This window comes from uncultured Castellaniella sp., from assembly GCF_937988725.1.
GTDB lineage: Bacteria > Pseudomonadota > Gammaproteobacteria > Burkholderiales > Burkholderiaceae_B > Castellaniella.
The window spans coordinates 194,121-213,832 of the sequence record NZ_CALKHS010000001.1; the positions used below are offsets into that span (position 1 = coordinate 194,121).

At 65.6% G+C, this 19,712-nt stretch carries 15 protein-coding genes; 6 read left to right on the forward strand and 9 right to left on the reverse strand.

Annotated features, from left to right (window positions below; all coding sequences use genetic code 11):
- Positions 1-9: 9 nt before the first annotated feature.
- Positions 10-759 carry an ABC transporter ATP-binding protein gene (locus Q0263_RS00825; protein ID WP_298012544.1) on the forward strand — a complete coding sequence of 250 codons (750 nt, stop codon included), beginning with the start codon at positions 10-12 and terminating at the stop codon, positions 757-759.
- 31 nt (positions 760-790) lie between these two features.
- On the opposite strand, the gene Q0263_RS00830 is transcribed toward Q0263_RS00825, so the two are convergent.
- From Q0263_RS00830 to Q0263_RS00850, 5 genes are all read right to left on the reverse strand, one after another.
- Positions 791-1,819, reverse strand: a complete 1,029-nt coding sequence (locus tag Q0263_RS00830; RefSeq protein ID WP_298012366.1) for a peptide ABC transporter ATP-binding protein — start codon at positions 1,817-1,819, stop codon at positions 791-793.
- On the reverse strand, positions 1,816-2,811 hold the full coding sequence (gene dppD / locus Q0263_RS00835) for a dipeptide ABC transporter ATP-binding protein (protein ID WP_298012369.1): 996 nt from the start codon (positions 2,809-2,811) through the stop codon (positions 1,816-1,818). Before dppD ends, Q0263_RS00830 begins: the two co-directional genes overlap by 4 nt.
- Before the next feature lie 11 nt (positions 2,812-2,822).
- Positions 2,823-3,716, reverse strand: coding sequence for a dipeptide ABC transporter permease DppC (dppC, locus tag Q0263_RS00840; RefSeq protein ID WP_298012371.1), 894 nt, complete (start codon positions 3,714-3,716; stop codon positions 2,823-2,825).
- Positions 3,713-4,741: a dipeptide ABC transporter permease DppB gene (gene dppB, locus Q0263_RS00845; RefSeq protein ID WP_298012374.1), complete on the reverse strand. Its 1,029-nt coding sequence runs from the start codon at positions 4,739-4,741 to the stop codon at positions 3,713-3,715. Before dppB ends, dppC begins: the two co-directional genes overlap by 4 nt.
- 144 nt (positions 4,742-4,885) lie before the next feature.
- Positions 4,886-6,496, reverse strand: coding sequence for an ABC transporter substrate-binding protein (locus tag Q0263_RS00850; RefSeq protein ID WP_298012377.1), 1,611 nt, complete (start codon positions 6,494-6,496; stop codon positions 4,886-4,888).
- Positions 6,497-6,809: 313 nt separating this feature from the next.
- Here Q0263_RS00850 and ssb point away from each other — a divergent pair, with 313 nt between their 5' ends.
- Positions 6,810-7,292 carry a single-stranded DNA-binding protein gene (gene ssb, locus Q0263_RS00855; protein WP_298012380.1) on the forward strand — a complete coding sequence of 161 codons (483 nt, stop codon included), beginning with the start codon at positions 6,810-6,812 and terminating at the stop codon, positions 7,290-7,292.
- Between the two features lie 9 nt (positions 7,293-7,301).
- Here the strand turns inward: ssb and Q0263_RS00860 are convergent, their stop codons facing one another.
- From Q0263_RS00860 to hisD, 4 genes are all read right to left on the reverse strand, one after another.
- Positions 7,302-8,774 (reverse strand): pyridoxal-dependent decarboxylase, encoded by a 1,473-nt coding sequence (locus Q0263_RS00860; protein ID WP_298012382.1) that lies wholly within the window; start codon positions 8,772-8,774, stop codon positions 7,302-7,304.
- An 83-nt stretch (positions 8,775-8,857) separates the two neighbouring features.
- Positions 8,858-9,838, reverse strand: coding sequence for an ABC transporter substrate-binding protein (locus Q0263_RS00865; protein WP_298012384.1), 981 nt, complete (start codon positions 9,836-9,838; stop codon positions 8,858-8,860).
- Between the two features lie 45 nt (positions 9,839-9,883).
- The gene (locus Q0263_RS00870; protein WP_298012387.1) at positions 9,884-11,077 is read right to left on the reverse strand and encodes an aminotransferase class I/II-fold pyridoxal phosphate-dependent enzyme; all 1,194 of its coding nucleotides are present in this window, start codon (positions 11,075-11,077) and stop codon (positions 9,884-9,886) included.
- A gap of 30 nt (positions 11,078-11,107) precedes the next feature.
- On the reverse strand, positions 11,108-12,421 hold the full coding sequence (gene hisD, locus Q0263_RS00875; RefSeq protein ID WP_298012389.1) for a histidinol dehydrogenase: 1,314 nt from the start codon (positions 12,419-12,421) through the stop codon (positions 11,108-11,110).
- A 171-nt stretch (positions 12,422-12,592) separates the two neighbouring features.
- On the opposite strand from hisD, the gene Q0263_RS00880 reads away from it, so the two are divergent.
- The 4 genes from Q0263_RS00880 to Q0263_RS00895 all read left to right on the forward strand — a co-directional run bounded on the left by Q0263_RS00880 (position 12,593) and on the right by Q0263_RS00895 (position 19,677).
- Complete coding sequence (locus tag Q0263_RS00880; protein ID WP_298012392.1) at positions 12,593-14,146, forward strand: PLP-dependent aminotransferase family protein; 1,554 nt, start codon at positions 12,593-12,595, stop codon at positions 14,144-14,146.
- A 67-nt stretch (positions 14,147-14,213) separates the two neighbouring features.
- Complete coding sequence (locus tag Q0263_RS00885; protein WP_298012395.1) at positions 14,214-15,056, forward strand: cell division protein; 843 nt, start codon at positions 14,214-14,216, stop codon at positions 15,054-15,056.
- The gene (locus Q0263_RS00890; protein WP_298012398.1) at positions 14,995-16,401 is read left to right on the forward strand and encodes a DNA polymerase Y family protein; all 1,407 of its coding nucleotides are present in this window, start codon (positions 14,995-14,997) and stop codon (positions 16,399-16,401) included. Before Q0263_RS00885 ends, Q0263_RS00890 begins: the two co-directional genes overlap by 62 nt.
- Positions 16,402-16,407: 6 nt before the next feature.
- Positions 16,408-19,677 carry an error-prone DNA polymerase gene (locus Q0263_RS00895; protein WP_298012401.1) on the forward strand — a complete coding sequence of 1,090 codons (3,270 nt, stop codon included), beginning with the start codon at positions 16,408-16,410 and terminating at the stop codon, positions 19,675-19,677.
- The last annotated feature ends 35 nt before the right edge of the window (positions 19,678-19,712 follow it).

Sequence of the window (19,712 nt, forward strand, 5' to 3'; positions counted from 1 at the left end):
ACCGATACGATGGTCGATGTGGCCAATCTGGATGTGCGCTACGGGGCGTTTCATGCCGTGCAGGACGTCTCGTTCCGGGTGGGGCGCGGCGAGAGCTTCGGCCTGGTCGGGGAATCGGGCTCCGGGAAATCGACGGTGCTCAGGGCGATGATGGGGCTGGCCCCCGGCGATGCGGCGCGGATGGAAATCGGCGGCGTCTCGATTGCGCATTCCCGGGACAAGGCCTTTTGCCGGCGGGTGCAGATGGTGTTCCAGGACCCTTATGGATCCATCCATCCCCGGCATCCCGTGGACCGCATTCTTGCCGAGCCCCTGGGCATACACAAGATCCCCGATGCGGAGAACCGCATCCTGCGGACGTTGAAGGATGTCGGGCTCGGGCCCGCCTTCCGCTTCCGCTTTCCCCATCAGCTGTCGGGCGGGCAGCGCCAGCGGGTGGCGATTGCGCGGGCCTTGATCACGGAACCCGAGGTGCTGCTGCTCGATGAGCCGACCTCGGCGCTGGACGTGTCGGTGCAGTCGGAGATCCTCAATCTGCTCGACGGTCTGCGCCGGGAGCGGGGCCTCAGCTATGTCATGGTGAGCCATAACCTGGCGGTCGTGGCGCACATGTGTTCACGGCTCGCCGTCATGAACCGGGGGCGGATCGTCGAGGAGATGACGCGGGAGGACCTGAACGCGGGGAAGGCGGGCGAACCGTACACGCGGGAACTGATCGCCGCCAGCAAGGGGTATCGGCCGGTGAAGGCGGCGGCCTGATGTCTGCGCCGCCGCGCGGCGCGGGATCGGCTCAGCCGCCCCTCAGGTCCTGTTCCACCGCGTGGCAGGCCGTCAGCCGGCCGCCCTGCATCTTCAGCTCCGGCATGACTTCGCGGCAGACCGGCATCACGCGAGGACAGCGGCTGCTGAACGGGCAGCCGGGCGGCGGATTCAGGGGGCTGGGCAGTTCGCCGGACACGCGGATGCGTTCGCCGTGGCCTTCGTGGTTCAGCCGGGGCGTGGCCGACAGCAGCGCCTGGGTGTAGGGGTGCAGCGGCCGGCCGAAGATCTGCGCCTTGTCGCCCTGTTCGACCACCCGGCCCAGGTACATCACCATGACCTCGTCGGCCAGGTGTTCCACCACGGACAGATCGTGGGAAATGAAGACGTAGGACAGGCCCAGGTCGCGCTGCAGATCCTTCATCAGGTTCAGCACCTGCGCCCGCACCGACACGTCCAGCGCCGACACGGCTTCGTCGGCCACCAGGACTTCCGGATCCAGCATCAGGCCGCGCGCGATGGCGATGCGCTGGCGCTGGCCGCCGGAAAACATGTGCGGGTAGCGGCTGTAGTGTTCCGGGCGCAGGCCCACGCGCTCCATCATGGATTGCCCGCGCGCCCGGCGCTGGGCGGCATCCAGCCCGGTATTGATCAGCAGCGGTTCTTCCAGGATGGCGCTGATGCGCTTGCGCGGATTCAGCGAGGCGTACGGGTTCTGGAAGATGATCTGGATCTTGCGGCGGCGCAGGCGGGTCAGGTCCGCGCTGGTGTGCGAGACGTCCTGGCCGCGATACAGCAACTGTCCGGCGGTGGGTGGCTCGATCATGGTCAGCACCCGGGCCAGCGTCGATTTGCCGCAGCCCGATTCGCCCACCACGGCCAGCGTCTTGCCCGCATGCAGTGAAAAGGACACGCCGTCCAGCGCCTTGACGGACCGTTTCGGCTTCAGGAAGCCGGAGTCGACGGGATAGTGGCGTTTCAGGTCGATGGCCTGCAGGACGACGTCGCCGTCGGGGGCGCTGCCGGCCGTGTCTGCGGTCGACGAAGGTTTGGTGTTCATGCGGAAATCTCGGCGGGCTGGCCGGTCGGCAAGCCCTGGTCGTCCAGTGGAGTGTGGCATTTCACCTGACGGCCTTCCGGCCCCGTCAGCGTGGGTTCCACGGCGCGGCAATGCTCGGTGGCGTAAGGGCAGCGCGGGCTGAGCAGGCAGCCCCGCGGGCGATCGTAGCGCCCCGGCACCACGCCGGGCAGCGACACCAGCCGGTCCGCGTCCTTGGAAAATTCCGGCAGGGCCCGCAGCAGCGCCTGGGTGTAGGGGTGGCGCGGCCGCTTGAAGATGTCGGCGGCCGGGCCGGATTCCACGATCTGCCCGGCGTACATCACCAGGATGCGGTCGGCCGCCTGGGCGACCAGCGCCAGGTCGTGGGTGATCAGCACCAGGCCCAGGCCCTGCTGGCGCTGCAGCGACAGCAGCAGGTCCATGATCTGCGCCTGGATGGTGACGTCCAGCGCCGTGGTGGGCTCGTCGGCGATCAGCAGGCGGGGATTGCAGGCGATGGCCATAGCGATCATCACCCGCTGGCTCATGCCGCCCGACAACTGGTGCGGATAGGCTTTCAGGCGCGAAGCCGGGTCGGGGATGCCGACCTGTTCCAGCAGTTCCAGCACGCGGGCCCGCAGCGCGCGACGCGACCCGCCCTGGTGCACGCGCAGAGCCTCGGAGATCTGGTATTCCACCGTATAACAGGGGTTCAGGCTGGTCATGGGATCCTGAAAGATCATGGATACCTTGGACCCGACGATGGCGCGGCGTTTCTTGTCCGGCAGGGACAGCAGATCCTGGCCCTCGAAGCGCAGGGCGTCGGCCTGCACGCGGCCGGGGAAATCGATCAGGCCCATCAGCGCCAGGGAACTGACCGATTTGCCCGATCCCGATTCGCCCACCAGGCCGACGACTTCGCCGGCGTCGACGTGATAGCTGATGCGGTCGACGGCCTTGAAAGGCGCTGATTCATCGCCGAAATGCACGGACAGATTGCGAACTTCCAGCATGATCCGCCCCCTCAGACTTTCAGGCGCGGGTCCAGCGCGTCGCGCAGCCCGTCACCCATCAGATTGAACGCCAGCACCGCCAGCAGAATGGCCAGGCCGGGGAAGGTCACGACCCACCAGGCGCTCTGGGCGAACTGCAGCACGTTGGCCAGCATGGTGCCCCATTCCGGGGTCGGCGGCTGGGCGCCCATGCCCAGGAAACCCAGGGCGGCCATGTCCAGGATGGCGTTGGAAAAACCCAGCGAGGCCTGCACGATCAGCGGCGCCACGCAGTTGGGCAGGATGTTGATGAACATCTGCCGCCAGGCGCCCGCGCCCACCACGCGCGAGGCGATCACGTAGTCGCGGGTCATCTCGCGCAGCACGGCCGCGCGGCTCAGGCGCACGTAGTGCGGCAGGGCCACGAAGCTGAGCGCCAGGGACGCGTTGACGATGGACGGCCCGAAGATCGCCACCAGCACCAGGGCCAGCAGCAGGCTGGGCAGCGCCAGCATGATGTCCACCAGGCGCATGATGGTGATGTCCACCACGCCGCCCGTGTAGCCCGCCAGCACGCCGAAGAAGATCCCCAGCACCAGCGACACGCTGACGACCAGGAAGCCCACCAGCAGCGACAGCCGCGCGCCGTAGATCAGGCGCGACAGGATGTCGCGGCCCACGTCGTCGGTGCCCAGGATGAACCGCCAGCTGCCGTCCGCGTGCCAGACGGGGGGCTGCAGCAGGTGTTCGCGGAACTGCGCCGCCGGATCGTGCGGCGAGATCAGGTTGGCCGCGATGGCGATGAACAGCATCAGCAGGATGTAGCACAGCCCGATCAGCGCGCCGCGATTGCGGGAAAAGTCCTGCCAGAAGGCTTTGAGCGGCCCCGGAGGCGCCGGCATGGCGGTCGTCGTCAGTTCAGTCATTTGCGCCCCCGCTGCTGGCGGATGCGCGGGTCGGCCAGGCCGTACAGGATGTCCACGCACATGTTCACCAGGATGATCAGGGTGGCCACGATCAGCACGCCGCCCTGCACGACCGGATAGTCGCGCTGTTCGAGCCCGTGGATCAGCCAGCGGCCGACCCCCGGCCAGGAAAAGATGGTTTCGGTCAGGATGGCCCCGACCATCAGCACGCCGACCTGCAGGCCGATGACGGTGATGACCGGCAGCAGGGCATTGCGCAGGGCATGCACGATCACCACGCGCAGCCGCGACAGCCCTTTGGCCCGCGCGGTGCGGATGTAGTCTTCGTTCAGCACTTCCAGCATGGACGAGCGCGTCATGCGCACGATCACCGCCAGGGGGATGGTGCCCAGCACGAAGGCCGGCAGCAGGATATGGTGCAGGGCGTCCCAGAAGTCGCCGGCCTCGCCGAACAGCAGGGTGTCGATCAGCATGAATCCGGTCAGCGGGTCGCTGGGATCCAGGAACAGCGAAGCGCTGACGCGCCCCGACACCGGCATCAGGTCCCACTGGACCGACACCAGCATGATCAGCATCAGGCCCCACCAGAACACCGGCATGGAATAGCCGGTCAAGGCGGCCGTGATCGATACGTGATCGAACCAGGACCCGCGCTTGACGGCGGCCAGCACGCCCACCGGGATGCCGATCACCAGGGCGATGAACATGGCGATGACGCTCAGTTCCAGGGTCGCCTGGAAGCGCGGCACGAATTCCGACCAGATGGCTTCGCGGGTCGTCAGGGAAGTGCCCAGGTCGCCGTGCAGCACGTTCCAGATGTAGTGGAAATACTGCGTCGCCAGGGGCTGGTCCAGGCCCAGCTGCGTCATCATGGCGGCGTGCTGTTCGGGGGACAGGCCCCGTTCGCCCGCCATGATCAGCACGGGGTCGCCGGGGATCAGGTGGATGAAGGCGAACGTCAGCAGGGTGATGCCGATGAACGTCGGAATCGCCAGCCCGACGCGTTTGAGTATGAAAGAAAGCATGGTGCAGAAAAGCCCGCTAGTGTCCCGCCGGTCGCCACGGCCTTGTCGGGCCGGTCCGGGCGCCGGAATACGGCGGCGTCCGCGCGAGGGGCGGGGAGTTGGTTCGCCCGTCCCCGGCGCGGAATGCCGGAGACGGGCCGGGGCTTACTTGCCGAGGCTGACGTGGTCGAAGATGTGCCGGCCCACGGGGGACACGGTATAACCCTTCACGTTCTTGCGCAACGGTTCGAACACGGTGGAGTGGGCGATCATGACGGCGGGCGCCTGTTCGTGCATGACGACCTGGGCCTGCTTGTACAGTTCGACCCGCTTGGCGTGGTCGGACGTGGTGCGCGCCGGCTGGATCAGTTCTTCGAAGGGCTTGTAGCACCAGCGGGAATAGTTCGAGCCTTTCTGCACGGCGGCGCAGCTGAACAGCGTGGCCAGGAAGTTGTCCGGGTCGCCGTTGTCGCCGGTCCAGCCGATCAGCATGGTCTGGTGTTCGCCGTTCTTGGTGCGCTTCAGGTATTCGCCCCATTCGTAGGACACGATCTTCGCCTTGACGCCGATCTTCGCCCAGTCGGACTGGATCATTTCGGCCATGCGCCGGGCGTTCGGATTGTAGGGGCGCTGCACGGGCATGGCCCACAGGTCGGTTTCAAAGCCGTCGGGGTAGCCGGCTTCGGCCAGCAGGGCCTTGGCCTTGGCCACGTCGTGCGGCCAGTCCTGCACGCTGTCGTTGTAGCTCCACATGGTGGGCGGCAGCAGGTTCTTCGCCGGCTGGCCGGCGCCCTGGAAGACCGCCTTGATGATGGCGGGCTTGTCGATGGCCATGGACAGGGCCTGGCGCACCTTCACGTCGGTGAAGGGTTTCTTTTCGGTGTTGAACGACAGGTAGCCCACGTTCAGGCCGGCCTGTTCCAGCAGCTGGATGTCCTTGTTCTTGCGCATGGATTCCAGGTCCGCCGGGTTGGGGTAGGGCATGGACTGGCATTCATCTTTTTGCAGCTTGGCGTAGCGCACGGAGGCGTCCGGCGTGATGGAGTACACCAGGCGGTCGACCTTGGGCTTGTCGCCCCAGTACGCGGTGTTGGCCTTGTACAGGATGCGGGCGTCTTTCTGGTAGGTGACGAATTCGAACGGCCCCGTGCCGATGGGATCGGTGTCGACCTTGGTCGGGGTCTTGGCCTTCATCATGGCGTCGGCGTATTCAGCCGACTGGATGGATGCGAAATCCATGCCCAGGTTGGCGATGAAGGGGGCTTCGGGGCGCGTCAGCACGAAGCGCACCGTGTTGTCGTCCACCTTTTCGATCTTGTCGATCAGGGTGTCCATGCCCATGCCGGCGAAGTATTGGTACGAGCCGTTGGAGACCTTGTGGTACGGATGGTTGGCGTCCTTCTGGCGCAGGAAGGAAAACAGCACGTCGTCCGCGTTGAAGTCGCGGGTGGGCTTGAACAGCTTGTTGGAGTGGAACTTCACGCCCTTGCGCAGGTGAAAGGTGTAGGTCTTGCCGTCTTCGCTGACGTCCCAGGACTGCGCCAGGCCCGGAATGACTTCGGTGGTGCCGGCCTTGAACTCGACCAGGCGGTCGAAGATCGGGTGCGTGGCGTCGTTGGTCGTGCCCGACGTGAAGAAGGCCGCGTTGAGGCCTTCGGGAGAGCCTTCGGAACAGTAGACGTAGGTGGAGGCGGCCTGTGCGGAGCCGACCGCCAGGGCCATGGAAATCAGGGACAGACCCAGTGTGCGTTTGGAGATCATCTTTTCACCTCGCATGAATGCGTGAATCTGCGAGAACATAGCATGAAACGCTGTTTGAACCGTAGTGTCCGGGCATCAAGGATTACCCGTATCCGCAACTGCGCAACTTTCTTGAAAGCGGCGCGGCTGCTGGCCGCCGGCCGTTCCGCAGGCCCTGGCGCGCGCATCGGCAACGCGGCGCGCAAGGCCGCCGCCGCGGCCGCAGGGGACGTCTTGTCGGGGTATTCCCGGCTGGGCGATAATGTCCATTTGACCCGATCCGATGGCGCGCCGGGGCGGCAAATCCCCGATAATGGCAGCCACTTCGTACTATCACAGGATTCCCACCATGGCCTCAGTCAACAAAGTCATTCTCGTCGGCAACCTGGGGCGCGACCCGGAGGTCCGCTACAGTCCCGACGGCGCCGCCATCTGCAACGTGTCCATCGCCACCACCAGCCAGTGGAAGGACAAAGCCAGCGGCGAACGCCGCGAGGAAACCGAATGGCACCGCGTGGTGTTCTACAACCGCCTGGCCGAGATCGCCGGCGAATACCTGCGCAAGGGCCGGTCCGTCTACGTGGAAGGCCGCCTGAAGACCCGCAAATGGCAGGACAAGGAAACCGGCGCCGACCGCTACAGCACTGAAATCGTCGCCGACCAGATGCAGATGCTGGGCGGCCGCGAAGGCGGCGAATCGTCCGGCGGCGATGCCGGCGGCTTTTCGCAGGCCCCCGCCCCCCGCCGCGCTCCGCAGCAACAGCGTCCCGCGGCCCCCGCCGCGGCTCCGGCCAGCAATCTGGGGGATATGGACGACGATATCCCGTTCTAAAGAACGGCCTTATCCCGCATCGCCAACCCCCTGCCATCGTTCGGGCTCGACCTTCCGCTTTTCCCCGAAACGCATGACTGCCGAGAGCAGCGCATCGATATCCTGTTCCTGGCTGCGGTGGTTGACGATCGCCACCCGGATGGCGAGATGCCCGTGGATCGTCGTTGAAGACGGCGCCGCCAGGCCGGATTCCTGTATGTCCGCGACGATTTCCTGGTTGATGCGGTCGGCGTCCGGGGTCCGGTAGCGGAAGCACACGATGTTCAATGACACCGGGGCCATCAGTTCCAGTTCCGGACGCTCCCGGATTCTGTCCGCCAGGTAAGACGCAAGGCGGCATGTCTTGGAGATGACCTGCCCGAGTTTCTCGGTGCCGTATACCTTCAGGGTGAACCAGGCCTTGAGCGCCCTGAAGCCGCGCGATAGATCCGGACCCAGATCGCAGGGCCAGGGCGACCCCGCCGCCAGGCCGCGCGTCTCGCGCCTCAGATAGGTCGCCGGGGATGCGAAGCTGCGCTGGTGCTGTTCACCGTCGCGTACGAGCACGAAACCCGCATCGTAGGGCACTTGGCCCCATTTGTGAAAGTCGAAGGCGATGGAATCCGCCTGCTCGATGCCCTTGAGCCGCGGGGCCAGATCCGGCGCCAGCATCGCCAGCGCGCCGTATGCGCCGTCCACGTGGAACCACAATCGGTTTTCCTGGGCGATGGCTGCGATAGCGGCCAGATCGTCCACTGCGCCCACGTTGACCGAGCCTGCCGTGCCGGCAACGAAAAAGGGCGTCAGGCCGTCGTCGCGGTCCTTCCGGATGGCGGCCTGCAAGGCTTGGGTATCCATTTCGAAGCGCGCATTCATGGGAATGACCCGCAGCGCATCCGATCCCAGACCTGACATTTCCATGGCTTGCGCGATGCAGCCGTGGGCGCCGGCGGACGTGTACGCGGTCAGGCGCGTGCGCGCGCCCGTCAGTCCGGCCTTGCGGCTTTCCACCCCGAGCGTCTTGGTGCGGGCGATCAGGACGCTGATGAAATTGGCCATGGAGGTCCCGGTGACGAAAATCCCGCTGGCCGTTGCCGGGAATCCGAAAAACTGCCGTACCCAGTCGACAACCTGGCGCTCGACTTGGACGGGTATCTGATTGCGGCCGCCGACATTGGCATTGAGTCCCGCGGCCAGCATTTCGGCCAGCATCCCCACCGCCGTGCCGCCCCCGTGAACCCAGCCGAAGAACCCCGGATGGGCATTGCCGACCGCGTACGGCAGGATTTCATTCATGAACGTATCGTGGGCTTGTGCGATGCTGCCAGCCCCGCTGGGCAGCGGTTCGCGGAATGCCTGATTCGCGTGGTCAGGCGCCGGCTGCCAGACGGGGCGCTCCCGGATGCCGGCTAAATAATCCACCATGTCGTCCAGCATGTGATGCCCTTGGGTTCTGAGCGCATCCCAGTCTTCAGGGTCCAGAGTATCCGAGTGTGTGTGCATCGTGACCATCCTGAGCAGGATCAGTGAAAGAAGTCGTGAGCATTGGAGGCCTCTGGAAATCCGAGGCCGGAACTTTCCATGCCTTATTGCACCGCTTCCGCGATGGATGGGTCAACGAACTGGCTGTAATCTTTCAATACCGCATTGATGCGACGGTTCGCCTTCAGGAATTCGGCCGTCTTTTTGAGTGCGTCGGCGGAGTTCTTGCGGATCCATGGCGTCTGTTCGGAAGCGGTAAGGAATTCAAAACCGCTCAGGCTTTCGGTCACCTGGGAAGGCGAGGCGCCGACCCGCTTCGCGATCGCCTTGATGGGTGCGGAATCCGCGGTCCATTTCGCCTTGTTGTCCAAATACTCCTGATTGGCGGCATTCATGGCTTTTGCGAAGGCCGCCAGTTCTTTCTTGTGGGACGCGAGGAATTTCTCGTTCGCAACCCAGGCGTTGAAGGTGGGGAACCCCCATTTCGCCACCTCGCCCGCAGAGACCAGGCGTTTGCCCGTTTTCAGGATTTCGCTTTGGACGGGGTTCCACACGAAGGCCGCATCGATATTCTTTTGCGTCCAGGCCGCGTTGATCTGCTGTGGCGGCATGCCTAGAATGTGGACGTCTTTCTCACTGATGCCCCAGTGCTTCAGCGCCCCCGTCAGCGAAAGCTGCGCGGTGGAGCCAATCGGCACGCCGATGGTTTTTCCTTTCAGATCGGCGGGTTGGGCGATGCCGGAACCATTGCGCACGATCAGTGATTCTGAACTGCCGATCAGAAAGGATATCAAGAACATCTTTATGTCCAGGCCCTGGCTGACCGCGATCGTCAGCGGGGCGGATCCCAGCTCCGAGATCTGCACGTCTCCCGACGCCATGGCGGAAATCACATCTGCGCCGGATTCGAATTTGCGCCATTCTATATCCCACCCGGTTGCCTTGGAAAACTTGCCCTGGTCGATGGCGGCCTGATAGGGCGTGGGGTCGCCGAATGTCCCTATGATGAGTTTCTCGGCATTCGCGTTGGTGAAGATGATCATTGAAAATGCGATGGCGGCGGCCTTGATCATGATGTTTTTCATGGTCTGTCTCCTGAGATATGCAGTGCGATGCCGTGTCTCACTGCGTTATTGATCCGTGATGGCTTCAATGGCCTGACGAATGATTCGTCCGATCAGTCGGCAATCCTCCAGGGTGAACGTCAGGGGGATGCGCAAATCAAACAGCTCGTGCAGCACCTGATCGGTTTGTGGCAGGGTCTGGGCATCCAGATATTTCCAGCTGAAATGGGTGCTGGTGTAGCCTTGTGGTTCCGGGGCGCCAAACCACTTCAATTCGACGCCTTGGTTCTTGCATCTGGCGACGAATGCGCTGGCTTGCTGATCGCGGATGCCCCGGATCAGAAACTGCAGTGAACTGCCTACGAAACGTTCCTTGGCGGGCCGGGCGGGCAAGTACAGGCCGGAAGCGCTTTCCAACTCCGCGGCCAGCGCTTGATAACGGGCATTCCAGCGTTGCACGCGTTCATCCAGTTCCGCCAGTTGCGGGATCAGGATGGCTGCCCGCAGGTCGTCCATGCGGCCTGAGCAATTGGGGGTTGTGAAGCGGAGATCGGCGTATGTCTGCGCCGCGGGCCCCTTGGTGTGGCGCTCGTAAAGCATGTACGAGCCCGAGAGCAGGATCGCTTTGGCCATCAGGGCCGGTTCGTTGCTGACCAGGAGGCCGCCTTCGCCCGAATTGATGTGCTTGTAGGTCTGCGTGCTGAAGCATGCCGCAATGCCGAAGGTGCCGCTGGGCTTGCCGTCCCACGATGCCCCCATCGTGTGGGCGCAATCTTCGATGAGCGATGCGCCATGGCGGGCCAGTACTGCGCACAGCGCATCCATGTCGATCAAGTGGCCCCGCATGTGCGAGATCAATACCAGCCGCGCGGATGTCGCCAGCAGCTTCCGTTCCAGGTCCGCCAAGTCCATCACGAGGTTCTCCGTGGTCTCGACGAGAATGGCTTGACCTCCCGAGGTCGCGATGGCGCCGGGGACCGGGGACAGGGTAAATGCATTGGTCAGTACCGGCTCGCCCTGTCGCACGCCGAACGCCCGCAATGCGGTCGATAATGCGTATCCGCCGGATGCGCATGCCAGGCAATACTTCGTTCCCAGGTAATTGGCGAATGCCTCTTCCAGCATCGCCGTTTCCGAGGGTTCTTCCGCGATCGTGTTGTAGCGATGCAGTCGGCCGCTGAGCATGACTTCCACCGCGCGACTGATTCCGCTTGCGGGAATCGGTTCCTGCTGAGTGAACGATTTCTGGAAAATGTCCATGATGTCCGCGTGCCTTTTCTGGTTCGGGATTCAGGAATAACGCTTTTGTTCGTACACCTCGAAATCCCATTGCGTATCCGGATAATATTTGCGCAGTCGCCAGTCGCAAGCGCGCGCATGGCCTTCCATGCCTTCCGCGCGGGAAATGCGCGATGCCACGGCGCCGAAGGTCTTGTTTGCTTCGGGCAATATCTCTTGATAGGTCTGGGTCTTCAGGAATTTTTGTACGTTCAGGCCGCCGCTGTAGCGGCTGGCGCGCCGGGTCGGCAGAATGTGATTCGTTCCCGCGCATTTGTCGCCATAGCTGACGGTGCTGCCTTCTCCGATGAACAGGGACCCGTAGTTGCGCAGGTTCTTCAACCACCAGGAAGAGTCGCTTGCAATGATCTGCAGGTGTTCGGGGGCATATTCATCGCTGATCGTCACGACCTCTTCCGGCGAGTCGCACAACACGATGACGCCGTAATCGCGCCAGGCCGCATTGACGACGTCCGCATTGGGCATGTCCGCGGCCACCTGGGGCAAGAGGCGATCCACTGCGTTTGCCAGCGATTCGTCGGTGGTAAATAGCCAGACCGGGGAGTTCATGCCGTGCTCCGCCTGCGACACCAGGTCGATCACCACAGTCATGGGGTCTGCCGTTTGGTCCGCGATGATCGCCGATTCGGTCGGGCCGGCAAATACGTCGATGCCCACTGTGCCGAACAGAATGCGTTTGGCTTCCGCGACGTACGCATTGCCGGGGCCGACGATGATGTCCGCCTCCGGGCACCCGAATAAACCGTATGCCATGGTCGCGATGGCTTGCACGCCTCCCATTTCCAGGATGACATCGGCGCCCGAAAGATCCATGGCGTATGCGGTCGCGGCATTCATGCTGGTTCCTCGCGGGGGGGAACACGCAATGATGTTCTCCACGCCTGCCGTCTTCGCCGTGGCGACGCTCATGACGGCCGATGCCATATGCGCATAGCGCCCTCCGGGCACGTAACATCCCGCCGTGGCCATGGGAATGACTCGTTGGCCCAGCCGCACGCCGGCTTCGGTTTCGATCTCGAATTCCGTCAGGCTGTCGCGCTGCGCGACTGCGAATCGGGTGACTTGCCGGTGTGCGAACTGGATGTCCTGGCGCAGGGATTCAGGCACCTGTTGAATCAGGGATGCGCGTTTTTCTTTTGAAAGCAGGAATTCCCCATCCCACCCGTCCAAGGTTCTGGCATATTCAATGACGGCTTTTTCCTTGCGCCTTTCTATATCCAGAAGCATTATTTCGACGCGATCCCGGATGGATTTTTCTTGAGATTCCGTAGTCTGGCTGGCGGCGGCCGACTTGATGTAGCGCATGATAAGTTTCCCAATGCCTGTTTTTTGAATATCTGAATGTCGGGAATCGCGGGCTGAAGAAATTCACCGGCAAGAAAATGGTACGTGTCTGTGGTTTGTCTTGGTCATACCAGATATGATCTATTCATAAGACCAGATACGATCGCTGATGTTTTCTGTGGCAGGAGCGTTATGGGAACGACGGTTCGTCGCGGGTATGCCATGTGGGCGCGTCTGTTTCGCAGTGTCCAGGCGCAATCCCCCACCTTGCAGGGACAATTGCGCGACATGTTCATGCATGCTGTGCTCGAAGGGTTCATCCTGCCGGGCGAGGCCTTGCCGTCCAGTCGCGTGCTGGCCCGTTCGCTGGGGCTTTCTCGTACGACAGTCATGCTGACCTTGCAGTCTTTGGTGGATAAGGGCGTGATCGTGGGCAAGCCCCGCAGCGGCTACTACGTCGTGAAGGATCTGTTGTCCGCGCGCCTGGAGGCAGCTTGTCGAACCGGTCAGCAGTCAGCGACAACTGGCGGGATGTGGGATGGCCGGCTGACGATGACGCCATCGCGGCAGCGCAACATAGAGAAGCCGCTTGACTGGCAGCAGTTGCCCTATCCCTTCGTCTATGGCCAATTCGATGGCAGCCTGTTTCCGGTGGCCGATTGGCGGGAATGCGCCCTGGAGGTTCTGCAACCGCGCGTGCTGCGACGGTGGGCGCCTGACCACATCGATCACGACGAAAGCTCTTTGGTCGAGCAGATCCAGCGGCGCCTGCTGCCCTCGCGCGGCATCTGGGTGGACAGGGACCAGATCCTCGTGACCAGCGGCACCCAGCAGGCGATCTTCATGCTGGGGACCTTGTTGATGGGGCCGGACACGCGGATTGGAGTGGAAAATCCGGGTTACCCGGATGCGCGCAACTGTTTCTTGTTGCGGTCCAGGCATATCAGGCCGCTCAGTGTCGATGAAGAAGGCTTGATTCCCGGTCCGGACCTGGCGCAGTGCGATTACGTCTTCGTCACGCCCAGCCACCAGTGTCCGACCACAGTCACGCTGTCGCTGAACCGACGGCAGGCGCTTTTGCAATCCGCGCAGCGACATGATTTCATCATTCTGGAAGATGATCATGAAAGCGAGCTGAACTTTTCAGGCAAGCCGACTCCCGCCCTGAAAAGCCTGGATGCGGCGCAGCGCGTCATTTACATGGGCAGCTTGTCCAAGACGCTGGCTCACGGCCTGCGGCTGGGTTTTGTGGTGGCATCGGCGGACTTGATTCGGGAATTGCGGGCGCTGCGCAGGTTGATCATGCGGCATGTTCCCACCAATAACCAGTGTGCCGCCGCCAGCTTCATTGCGCATGGCCACCACGAGGCTTACATCCATCGCTTGAATTCTGTCTATCGGTCCCGGGCTGCGGCGCTGCGAACGGCCTTGGCCGCGCATGCTCCCCAGCTGGCCCAGAGGCCGAGCCACGGGGGGTCGGCGCTCTGGGTGGAAGGCCCCGAAGGGCTGGATACTCGCGCACTCTCCCGCCGTCTCTATGCCAGAGGGGTGGTCGTCGAGCCCGGCGATGTGTTTTTTTGGGGCGCTGATCCGCCGGTCCGGTATTTGCGGCTGGGGTATTCCTCGATTCCTGAAACCAGGATTGAAAGCGGGGTGCGTATCCTGGCCGAGGAGCTATCCCAGGAACAGCCCAAGACCGGGCTGACGCATGCTCTTCCGCCGCAGGAGCTTTCTGCCGGCCCCTGACGGCGGCGGCGTTCGCGCGTGCTCGTTTTACTGTATATTTGTACAGTATCAAGATCGCTTGCCCGCCATGTCCGCCCGCCCTGTACGCCCCGAAATCATCCACCCGTCCTTGTGGCGGGCTTCGCAGCTGGCGCGGGGCGGGGCGGCGTGCGTCGATACCGGGCATGCGGCGCTGTCGGCGGAATTGCCGGGCGGGGGATGGCCTGTGGGCAGCCTGACCGAACTGTTGCTGCCTCAGCCGGGTATCGGCGAATTGCGGCTGCTGTTGCCGGTGCTGCGGCGCTTGGTTCCCTCGCCGTCCTCCGGTCAGCCGGCGGTCGCTCGCCGATCCGTGCTGTTGATCCAGCCGCCGCATGTGCTGCAGCCTTTGGCGCTGAACGGGTGGGGGGTGGATCCGGGCGGGGTCGTCCTGTTGCGGGCGGCGCGCCAGGCCGACGCCTTCTGGGCCGCCGAACAGGCGCTGCAGGCGGGCACCTGCCGGCTGGTGCTGCTCTGGGCGGGCGTCGGTTTGCCTGGGGCCGCCCAGGGGCGGGAGCGTTTGCCGGGCGAAGGCGCCGGCGCCCGGCAGGGGGGCGTCCGGCCGGGCGCCGGGGCCGCCATTCGCCCCGGGGCCTTGCGGCGCCTGAACCTGGCCGCCCAGGCCGGCTCCGCCCTGTTTTTCATGTTCCGGCCGTCCTGTGACGCGGACCAGCCTTCGCTCGCGCCGTTGCGCCTGGCCCTGGCGCCCGCGTGCGGCGGCGTGCGGGTGGCTTTCATCAAACGTCGGGGGCCACGGCGCGATGAGCTCCTGTTCGTGCCCCTGGCGCCTTCTCCTGTTTTGCTCGACCATCATGTCCGTCTGGATCGGCGTGTCTCCGCCTTCGACCCTGTTGCAGCCCGTCGCCTGCGCACTGCTGCGATTCACGCCTGACCTGGCGCTGGCGCCGGAATCCATCGTTCTGATGGATGTCACGGCCAGCCTGCGCCTGTTCGGGGGGATTCGCCGGTTGCGGGCGCAGGTGCGCCAGGTCCTGGCGGCGTTCGATGCCGCGCCGGCGAGATGCGGTGCGCCGGCCGTGGCGGCGGATGGCCGCCCGGCCGCACCCCTTGCCGCGCCGGCGTCCGCAGGGGCGGGGGCCGCCGAATCCGCCATCGTGTCGGTGGCGGCGTCCGGGCCGGCGGCCTGGATGCTGGCGCGCAGCGGGCGAGGGGGCAGCGCCCTGACGCGGCGGTCCTGGCGGCGGGCCCTGGCCCAGGTTCCCCTGGCCGTGGCGCCGCCGGCGAGGCCCTTTGCCGACTGGTTTCGCGATCTGGGCTGCGAGACCCTGGCCGACCTGCGGCGGCTGCCGCGCGTCGGCCTGAAGAAGCGCTGCGGGCCGGCCGTGCTGGACTGGCTGGACCAGCTGGCGCTCGGACATGGCGATTCGGCGACCGGCTTCATGCCTTATCGCCGGCTGGAACTGCCGCCGGAATTCGATGCCGCGTTCGAGCTGCCCGATCACATCGAACACGCGCCCGCCCTGCAATGGGCGGCGCAGCGCCTGATCCTGCAGCTGTGCGGTTGGCTGGCGGGCCGCCGGCAGGATGTCACGGCGTTCACGGTGATGCTGGCGCACGAGCGCCGCCAGCATCGGACGCCGTCCGCCGGCCGCCTGCTCGCGGACGGGCCGACAGCCTTGCCGATCACCCTGGGCGCGCCTTCGCACGACCCCGTGATCCTGATCCGCCTGGTGCAGGAACATCTTGCCCGCCTGATCCTGCCGGCTTCCGTGATTTCCGTGCGCCTGAAGGCCACCCGGTTCCAGGCCGCGCGGGGCCCCAGCCTGGATCTGTTCCCGGAACCCGGCGGGACGCCGCAGGACCATGCCCAGCTGCTGGCCTTGCTGAGCGCCCGCCTGGGGGCGGAGAACCTGCTGGCGCCGGCGCCCGTGGCCGATCATCGGCCCGAGCGGGCGGCGCGCTGGGCGCCTTTGGATCAGGCCGCATCGGGCCGTCCGGCGGCGGCGCGGGGCGGCTTCCCCGACGCCCCGCTGCCGCGCCCGGCCTGGCTGCTGGACGCCCCCATTCCCCTGGCCATGCAGGGGCCTCGCCCGTTCTACGGCACGCCGCTGCGCCTGGTCTCGCCCGCCGAGCGGCTGGATTGCGGCTGGCAGGATGGCGGCCCCGTGACGCGCGACTATTTCGTTGCCGAAGACGAGTCGGGCGTCTGCTACTGGATCTTCCGGACGCAGGACGCCGATGCCCCGGGCTGGTTCCTGCACGGGCTGTTTGGCTGATCGGTCATGGCGATCCTGCCCGACTACGCGGAGCTGCAATGCGCCAGCAATTTCTCCTTTCTGGAGGGCGCGTCCACGGCGGAGGACCTGGTCGGCCGCGCCGCGCGGCTGGGCTATTCGGCCCTGGCGATCACCGACGAGTGTTCGCTGGCCGGCGTCGTGCGGGCGCACGTGGCGGCCAAGCAGTCCGGCCTGCCGCTGATCGTCGGCGCCACGTTCCGGCTGGCGGACCCGGATGCGCTGACGATCACCGCGCTGGCCCGGGACCGGGACGGCTACGGCAACCTGTGCGAACTGATTTCCCTGGCCCGCATGCGCAGCCCCAAGGGCGAATACTGCCTGACGCGCCGGGATCTGGCTTTGCCGGACCCCCTGTCGCCCGGCCATCTGAGCGGTCTGCCCGGCTGCTGGATCATCCTGTCGCCCGAATATCCCGCCGACGAGACCGTTCTGGACGAGCAGATCCGCTGGGCCAAGGCCGCGTTCGGCGCACGGCTGCGGGTCGCGCTGACCCTGCATGCCCAGGCGCTGGACGACATCCATCGCGGGCGGGTCATGCGCGCGGCGGCCAGCCACGGCGTGCCGCTGGCGGCCACCGGATGGCCGGTGATGCATGCGCGCTCCTGCAAGCCCCTGCAGGACGTGATGACCGCCATCCGCCTGGGCAAGACCGTGCATGAATGCGGCTACGCCCTGCAGCCCAATGCCGAGCGCCATTTGCGCAGCCGCCTGCGTCTGGCCCGCCTGTATCCGGCCGAGGCGATGGCCGAAACGGTGCGCATGGCGCGGGACTGCCATTTTTCCCTGGACCAGCTGCGCTACGAATATCCCGAGGAACTTGTGCCCGCCGGCGTCAGCCCCGCCACTTGGCTGCGCCAGGAAACCCTGAAGGGCGCCCGGCGCCGGTTTCCCCAGGGCGTCCCGCCGTCAGTGCGGGAGCAGATCGAACGCGAGCTGCAGTTGATCGCGGACCTGCGCTACGAGGCCTATTTCCTGACGGTCTACGACGTCGTCCAGTATGCGCGATCCCGCGACATCCTGTGCCAGGGGCGGGGGTCGGCCGCCAACTCGACCGTCTGCTACTGCCTGGGCATCACCGAGGTCGATCCGGCTCGCTCCAGCCTGCTGTTCGAACGCTTCATCAGCCGGGAGCGCAACGAGCCGCCCGACATCGACGTGGATTTCGAGCACCAGCGCCGTGAAGAAGTCATGCAGTATCTCTACCGGAAGTACGGGCGGCACCGCGCCGCCCTGACGGCGGCGGTCGCCACGTATCGCGCGCGCGGCGCCTTGCGCGACGTGGGCAAGGCCTTGGGGGCGCCGGCGGATGTGATCGACCGCGTGGCCCGCCATTACCGGCGTTTCGACGGCCGCGTCGACCTGTGGCAGCGCCTGGCCGATGTCGGCCTGGACGTGGGGGAGGACGGCGGGACCGACGCCGGCGCGGGGTCGGGAAGCGGCGCGGGCCTGTCCGCCGAGGCGCGCCGAAACCGCCAATGGGCGGCGCTGGCCGACAGCCTGCAGGGGTATCCGCGCCACCTGTCCCAGCATTCCGGCGGCTTCGTCATCAGCCGGGGGCCGTTGACCCGCCTGGTCCCCGTGGAGAACGCCGCCATGGACGGGCGCACCGTCGTCCAATGGGATAAGGACGACATCGAGGCCCTAGGCATCCTGAAGATCGACATCCTGGCCCTGGGCATGCTGTCCATGCTGCACCGCGCCTTGAACCTGATGTCCGAACGGCACGGGCGGCCGTTCGCCCTGCCGGACATTCCGCCCGAAGATCCGCAAACCTATGCCATGCTGTCGCGGGGCGACACCATCGGCGTGTTCCAGGTCGAATCCCGAGCCCAGATGGCCATGCTGCCGCGCCTGCGTCCGCGGAATTTCTACGATCTGGTGGTCCAGATCGCCATCGTGCGCCCCGGTCCCATGCAAGGCGGCATGGTGCATCCCTATCTGCGCCGCAGGGAAAAGAAAGAGCCCGTGACCTTTCCGTCGGATGCGCTGAAGCAGGCGCTGGCGCGCACCCTGGGGGTGCCGATCTTCCAGGAACAGGTCATGCAGGTCGCCATGCTGGCCGCCGGATATTCCGCGGGCGAGGCCGATGCGCTGCGCCGCGCCATGGCGGCCTGGAAGCGCCACGGCAATATGGAGATCCACCACGACCGCCTGGTCAGCGGCATGCTGGCGCGCGGCTACGACCGGGATTTCGCCGAGGACATCTTCGCCCAGATCCGGGGCTTCGGCGAATACGGCTTCCCCGAAAGCCATGCCGCCAGTTTCGCGCTGCTGGCCTATGCCAGCGCCTGGCTGCGCTGCCATGAGCCGGCCGTATTCCTGGCGGCCCTGCTCAACAGCCAGCCCATGGGTTTCTACACTCCGGCGCAGCTGGTGCAGGACGCGCGCCGGCGCGGCGTACGGGTCCTGCCCGTGGACGTGACCGTCAGCCAGTGGGACAGCACGCTGGAAGACGCGGAGCCGCAGAGTGTGCCGGAGGATGGCGGAGGGCCGCAAGGCATGGCGCAGCTCGTCGATCCGACGCGATCCGCCGCCCCCGCCGTCCGCCTGGGCTTTTCCCGCATCGCCGGCATGCGGCCGGAGGCCGGGGACCGCATCGCGCGGGCGCGATCCCGGAAAGCCTTCGCGGACGTGGCCGATCTGGCGCATCGGGCGCAACTGGATCGCCACGACCTGCAGGCGCTGGCGCGGGCCGGCGCCTTGCGCCCGCTGGCCGGCGGCAACCGCCGCGCCGCCCTGTGGCAGGCGGCGGCCGCCGTGCCGGATCGCGATCTGCTGCGCGGCACCGCCCGGGATGACGCCGATCCCGCGCTGCCACTGCCCACGGAAGGGCAAGCCATCTCCGCCGATTACCGCGCCCTGGGCCTGACCCTGGGCCGCCATCCGGTCGCCCTGCTGCGCGATCGCTTGCAGGCCGATCACCTGCAGTCCGCCGCCCAGTTGGCGGGCCTGCGCAACCGCCAGCTGGCCCGCGCCTGCGGCCTGGTCACCGTGCGCCAGCGCCCGCAGACCGCCAAAGGCGTGGTCTTCATGACCCTGGAAGACGAGACCGGCCCCGTCAATGTCATCCTGTGGCCGGACATCTTCAAGAAATACCGGCGCGAGGCCCTGGACGCGCCCCTGCTGGCCGTCTACGGCATCTGGCAGACCGACGGCCGGGTCCACCACCTGGTCGCCAGGCGCCTGGCGGACCGCAGCGCGCTGCTGGCCCAGGCGCTGTCCGGGCTGCAGACCCCGTCCCGGGATTTTTGCTGACCCGGCGCGATTGAAAATCTTGACAGGCTCCCCTC

Bases quoted from the DNA above. Each gene is read 5' to 3' on its own strand.
- Q0263_RS00860 (WP_298012382.1), bottom strand. From the start codon at position 8,774: ATGCACACACACTCGGATACTCTGGACCCTGAAGACTGGGATGCGCTC.
- Q0263_RS00870 (WP_298012387.1), bottom strand. From the start codon at position 11,077: ATGGACATTTTCCAGAAATCGTTCACTCAGCAGGAACCGATTCCCGCA.
- dppD (WP_298012369.1), bottom strand. From the start codon at position 2,811: ATGCTGGAAGTTCGCAATCTGTCCGTGCATTTCGGCGATGAATCAGCG.
- Q0263_RS00865 (WP_298012384.1), bottom strand. From the start codon at position 9,838: ATGAAAAACATCATGATCAAGGCCGCCGCCATCGCATTTTCAATGATC.
- ssb (WP_298012380.1), top strand. From the start codon at position 6,810: ATGGCCTCAGTCAACAAAGTCATTCTCGTCGGCAACCTGGGGCGCGAC.
- Q0263_RS00850 (WP_298012377.1), bottom strand. From the start codon at position 6,496: ATGCGAGGTGAAAAGATGATCTCCAAACGCACACTGGGTCTGTCCCTG.
- Q0263_RS00825 (WP_298012544.1), top strand. From the start codon at position 10: ATGGTCGATGTGGCCAATCTGGATGTGCGCTACGGGGCGTTTCATGCC.
- Q0263_RS00880 (WP_298012392.1), top strand. From the start codon at position 12,593: ATGGGAACGACGGTTCGTCGCGGGTATGCCATGTGGGCGCGTCTGTTT.
- Q0263_RS00895 (WP_298012401.1), top strand. From the start codon at position 16,408: ATGGCGATCCTGCCCGACTACGCGGAGCTGCAATGCGCCAGCAATTTC.
- dppC (WP_298012371.1), bottom strand. From the start codon at position 3,716: ATGACTGAACTGACGACGACCGCCATGCCGGCGCCTCCGGGGCCGCTC.
- Q0263_RS00830 (WP_298012366.1), bottom strand. From the start codon at position 1,819: ATGAACACCAAACCTTCGTCGACCGCAGACACGGCCGGCAGCGCCCCC.
- hisD (WP_298012389.1), bottom strand. From the start codon at position 12,421: ATGCGCTACATCAAGTCGGCCGCCGCCAGCCAGACTACGGAATCTCAA.
- dppB (WP_298012374.1), bottom strand. From the start codon at position 4,741: ATGCTTTCTTTCATACTCAAACGCGTCGGGCTGGCGATTCCGACGTTC.
- Q0263_RS00885 (WP_298012395.1), top strand. From the start codon at position 14,214: ATGTCCGCCCGCCCTGTACGCCCCGAAATCATCCACCCGTCCTTGTGG.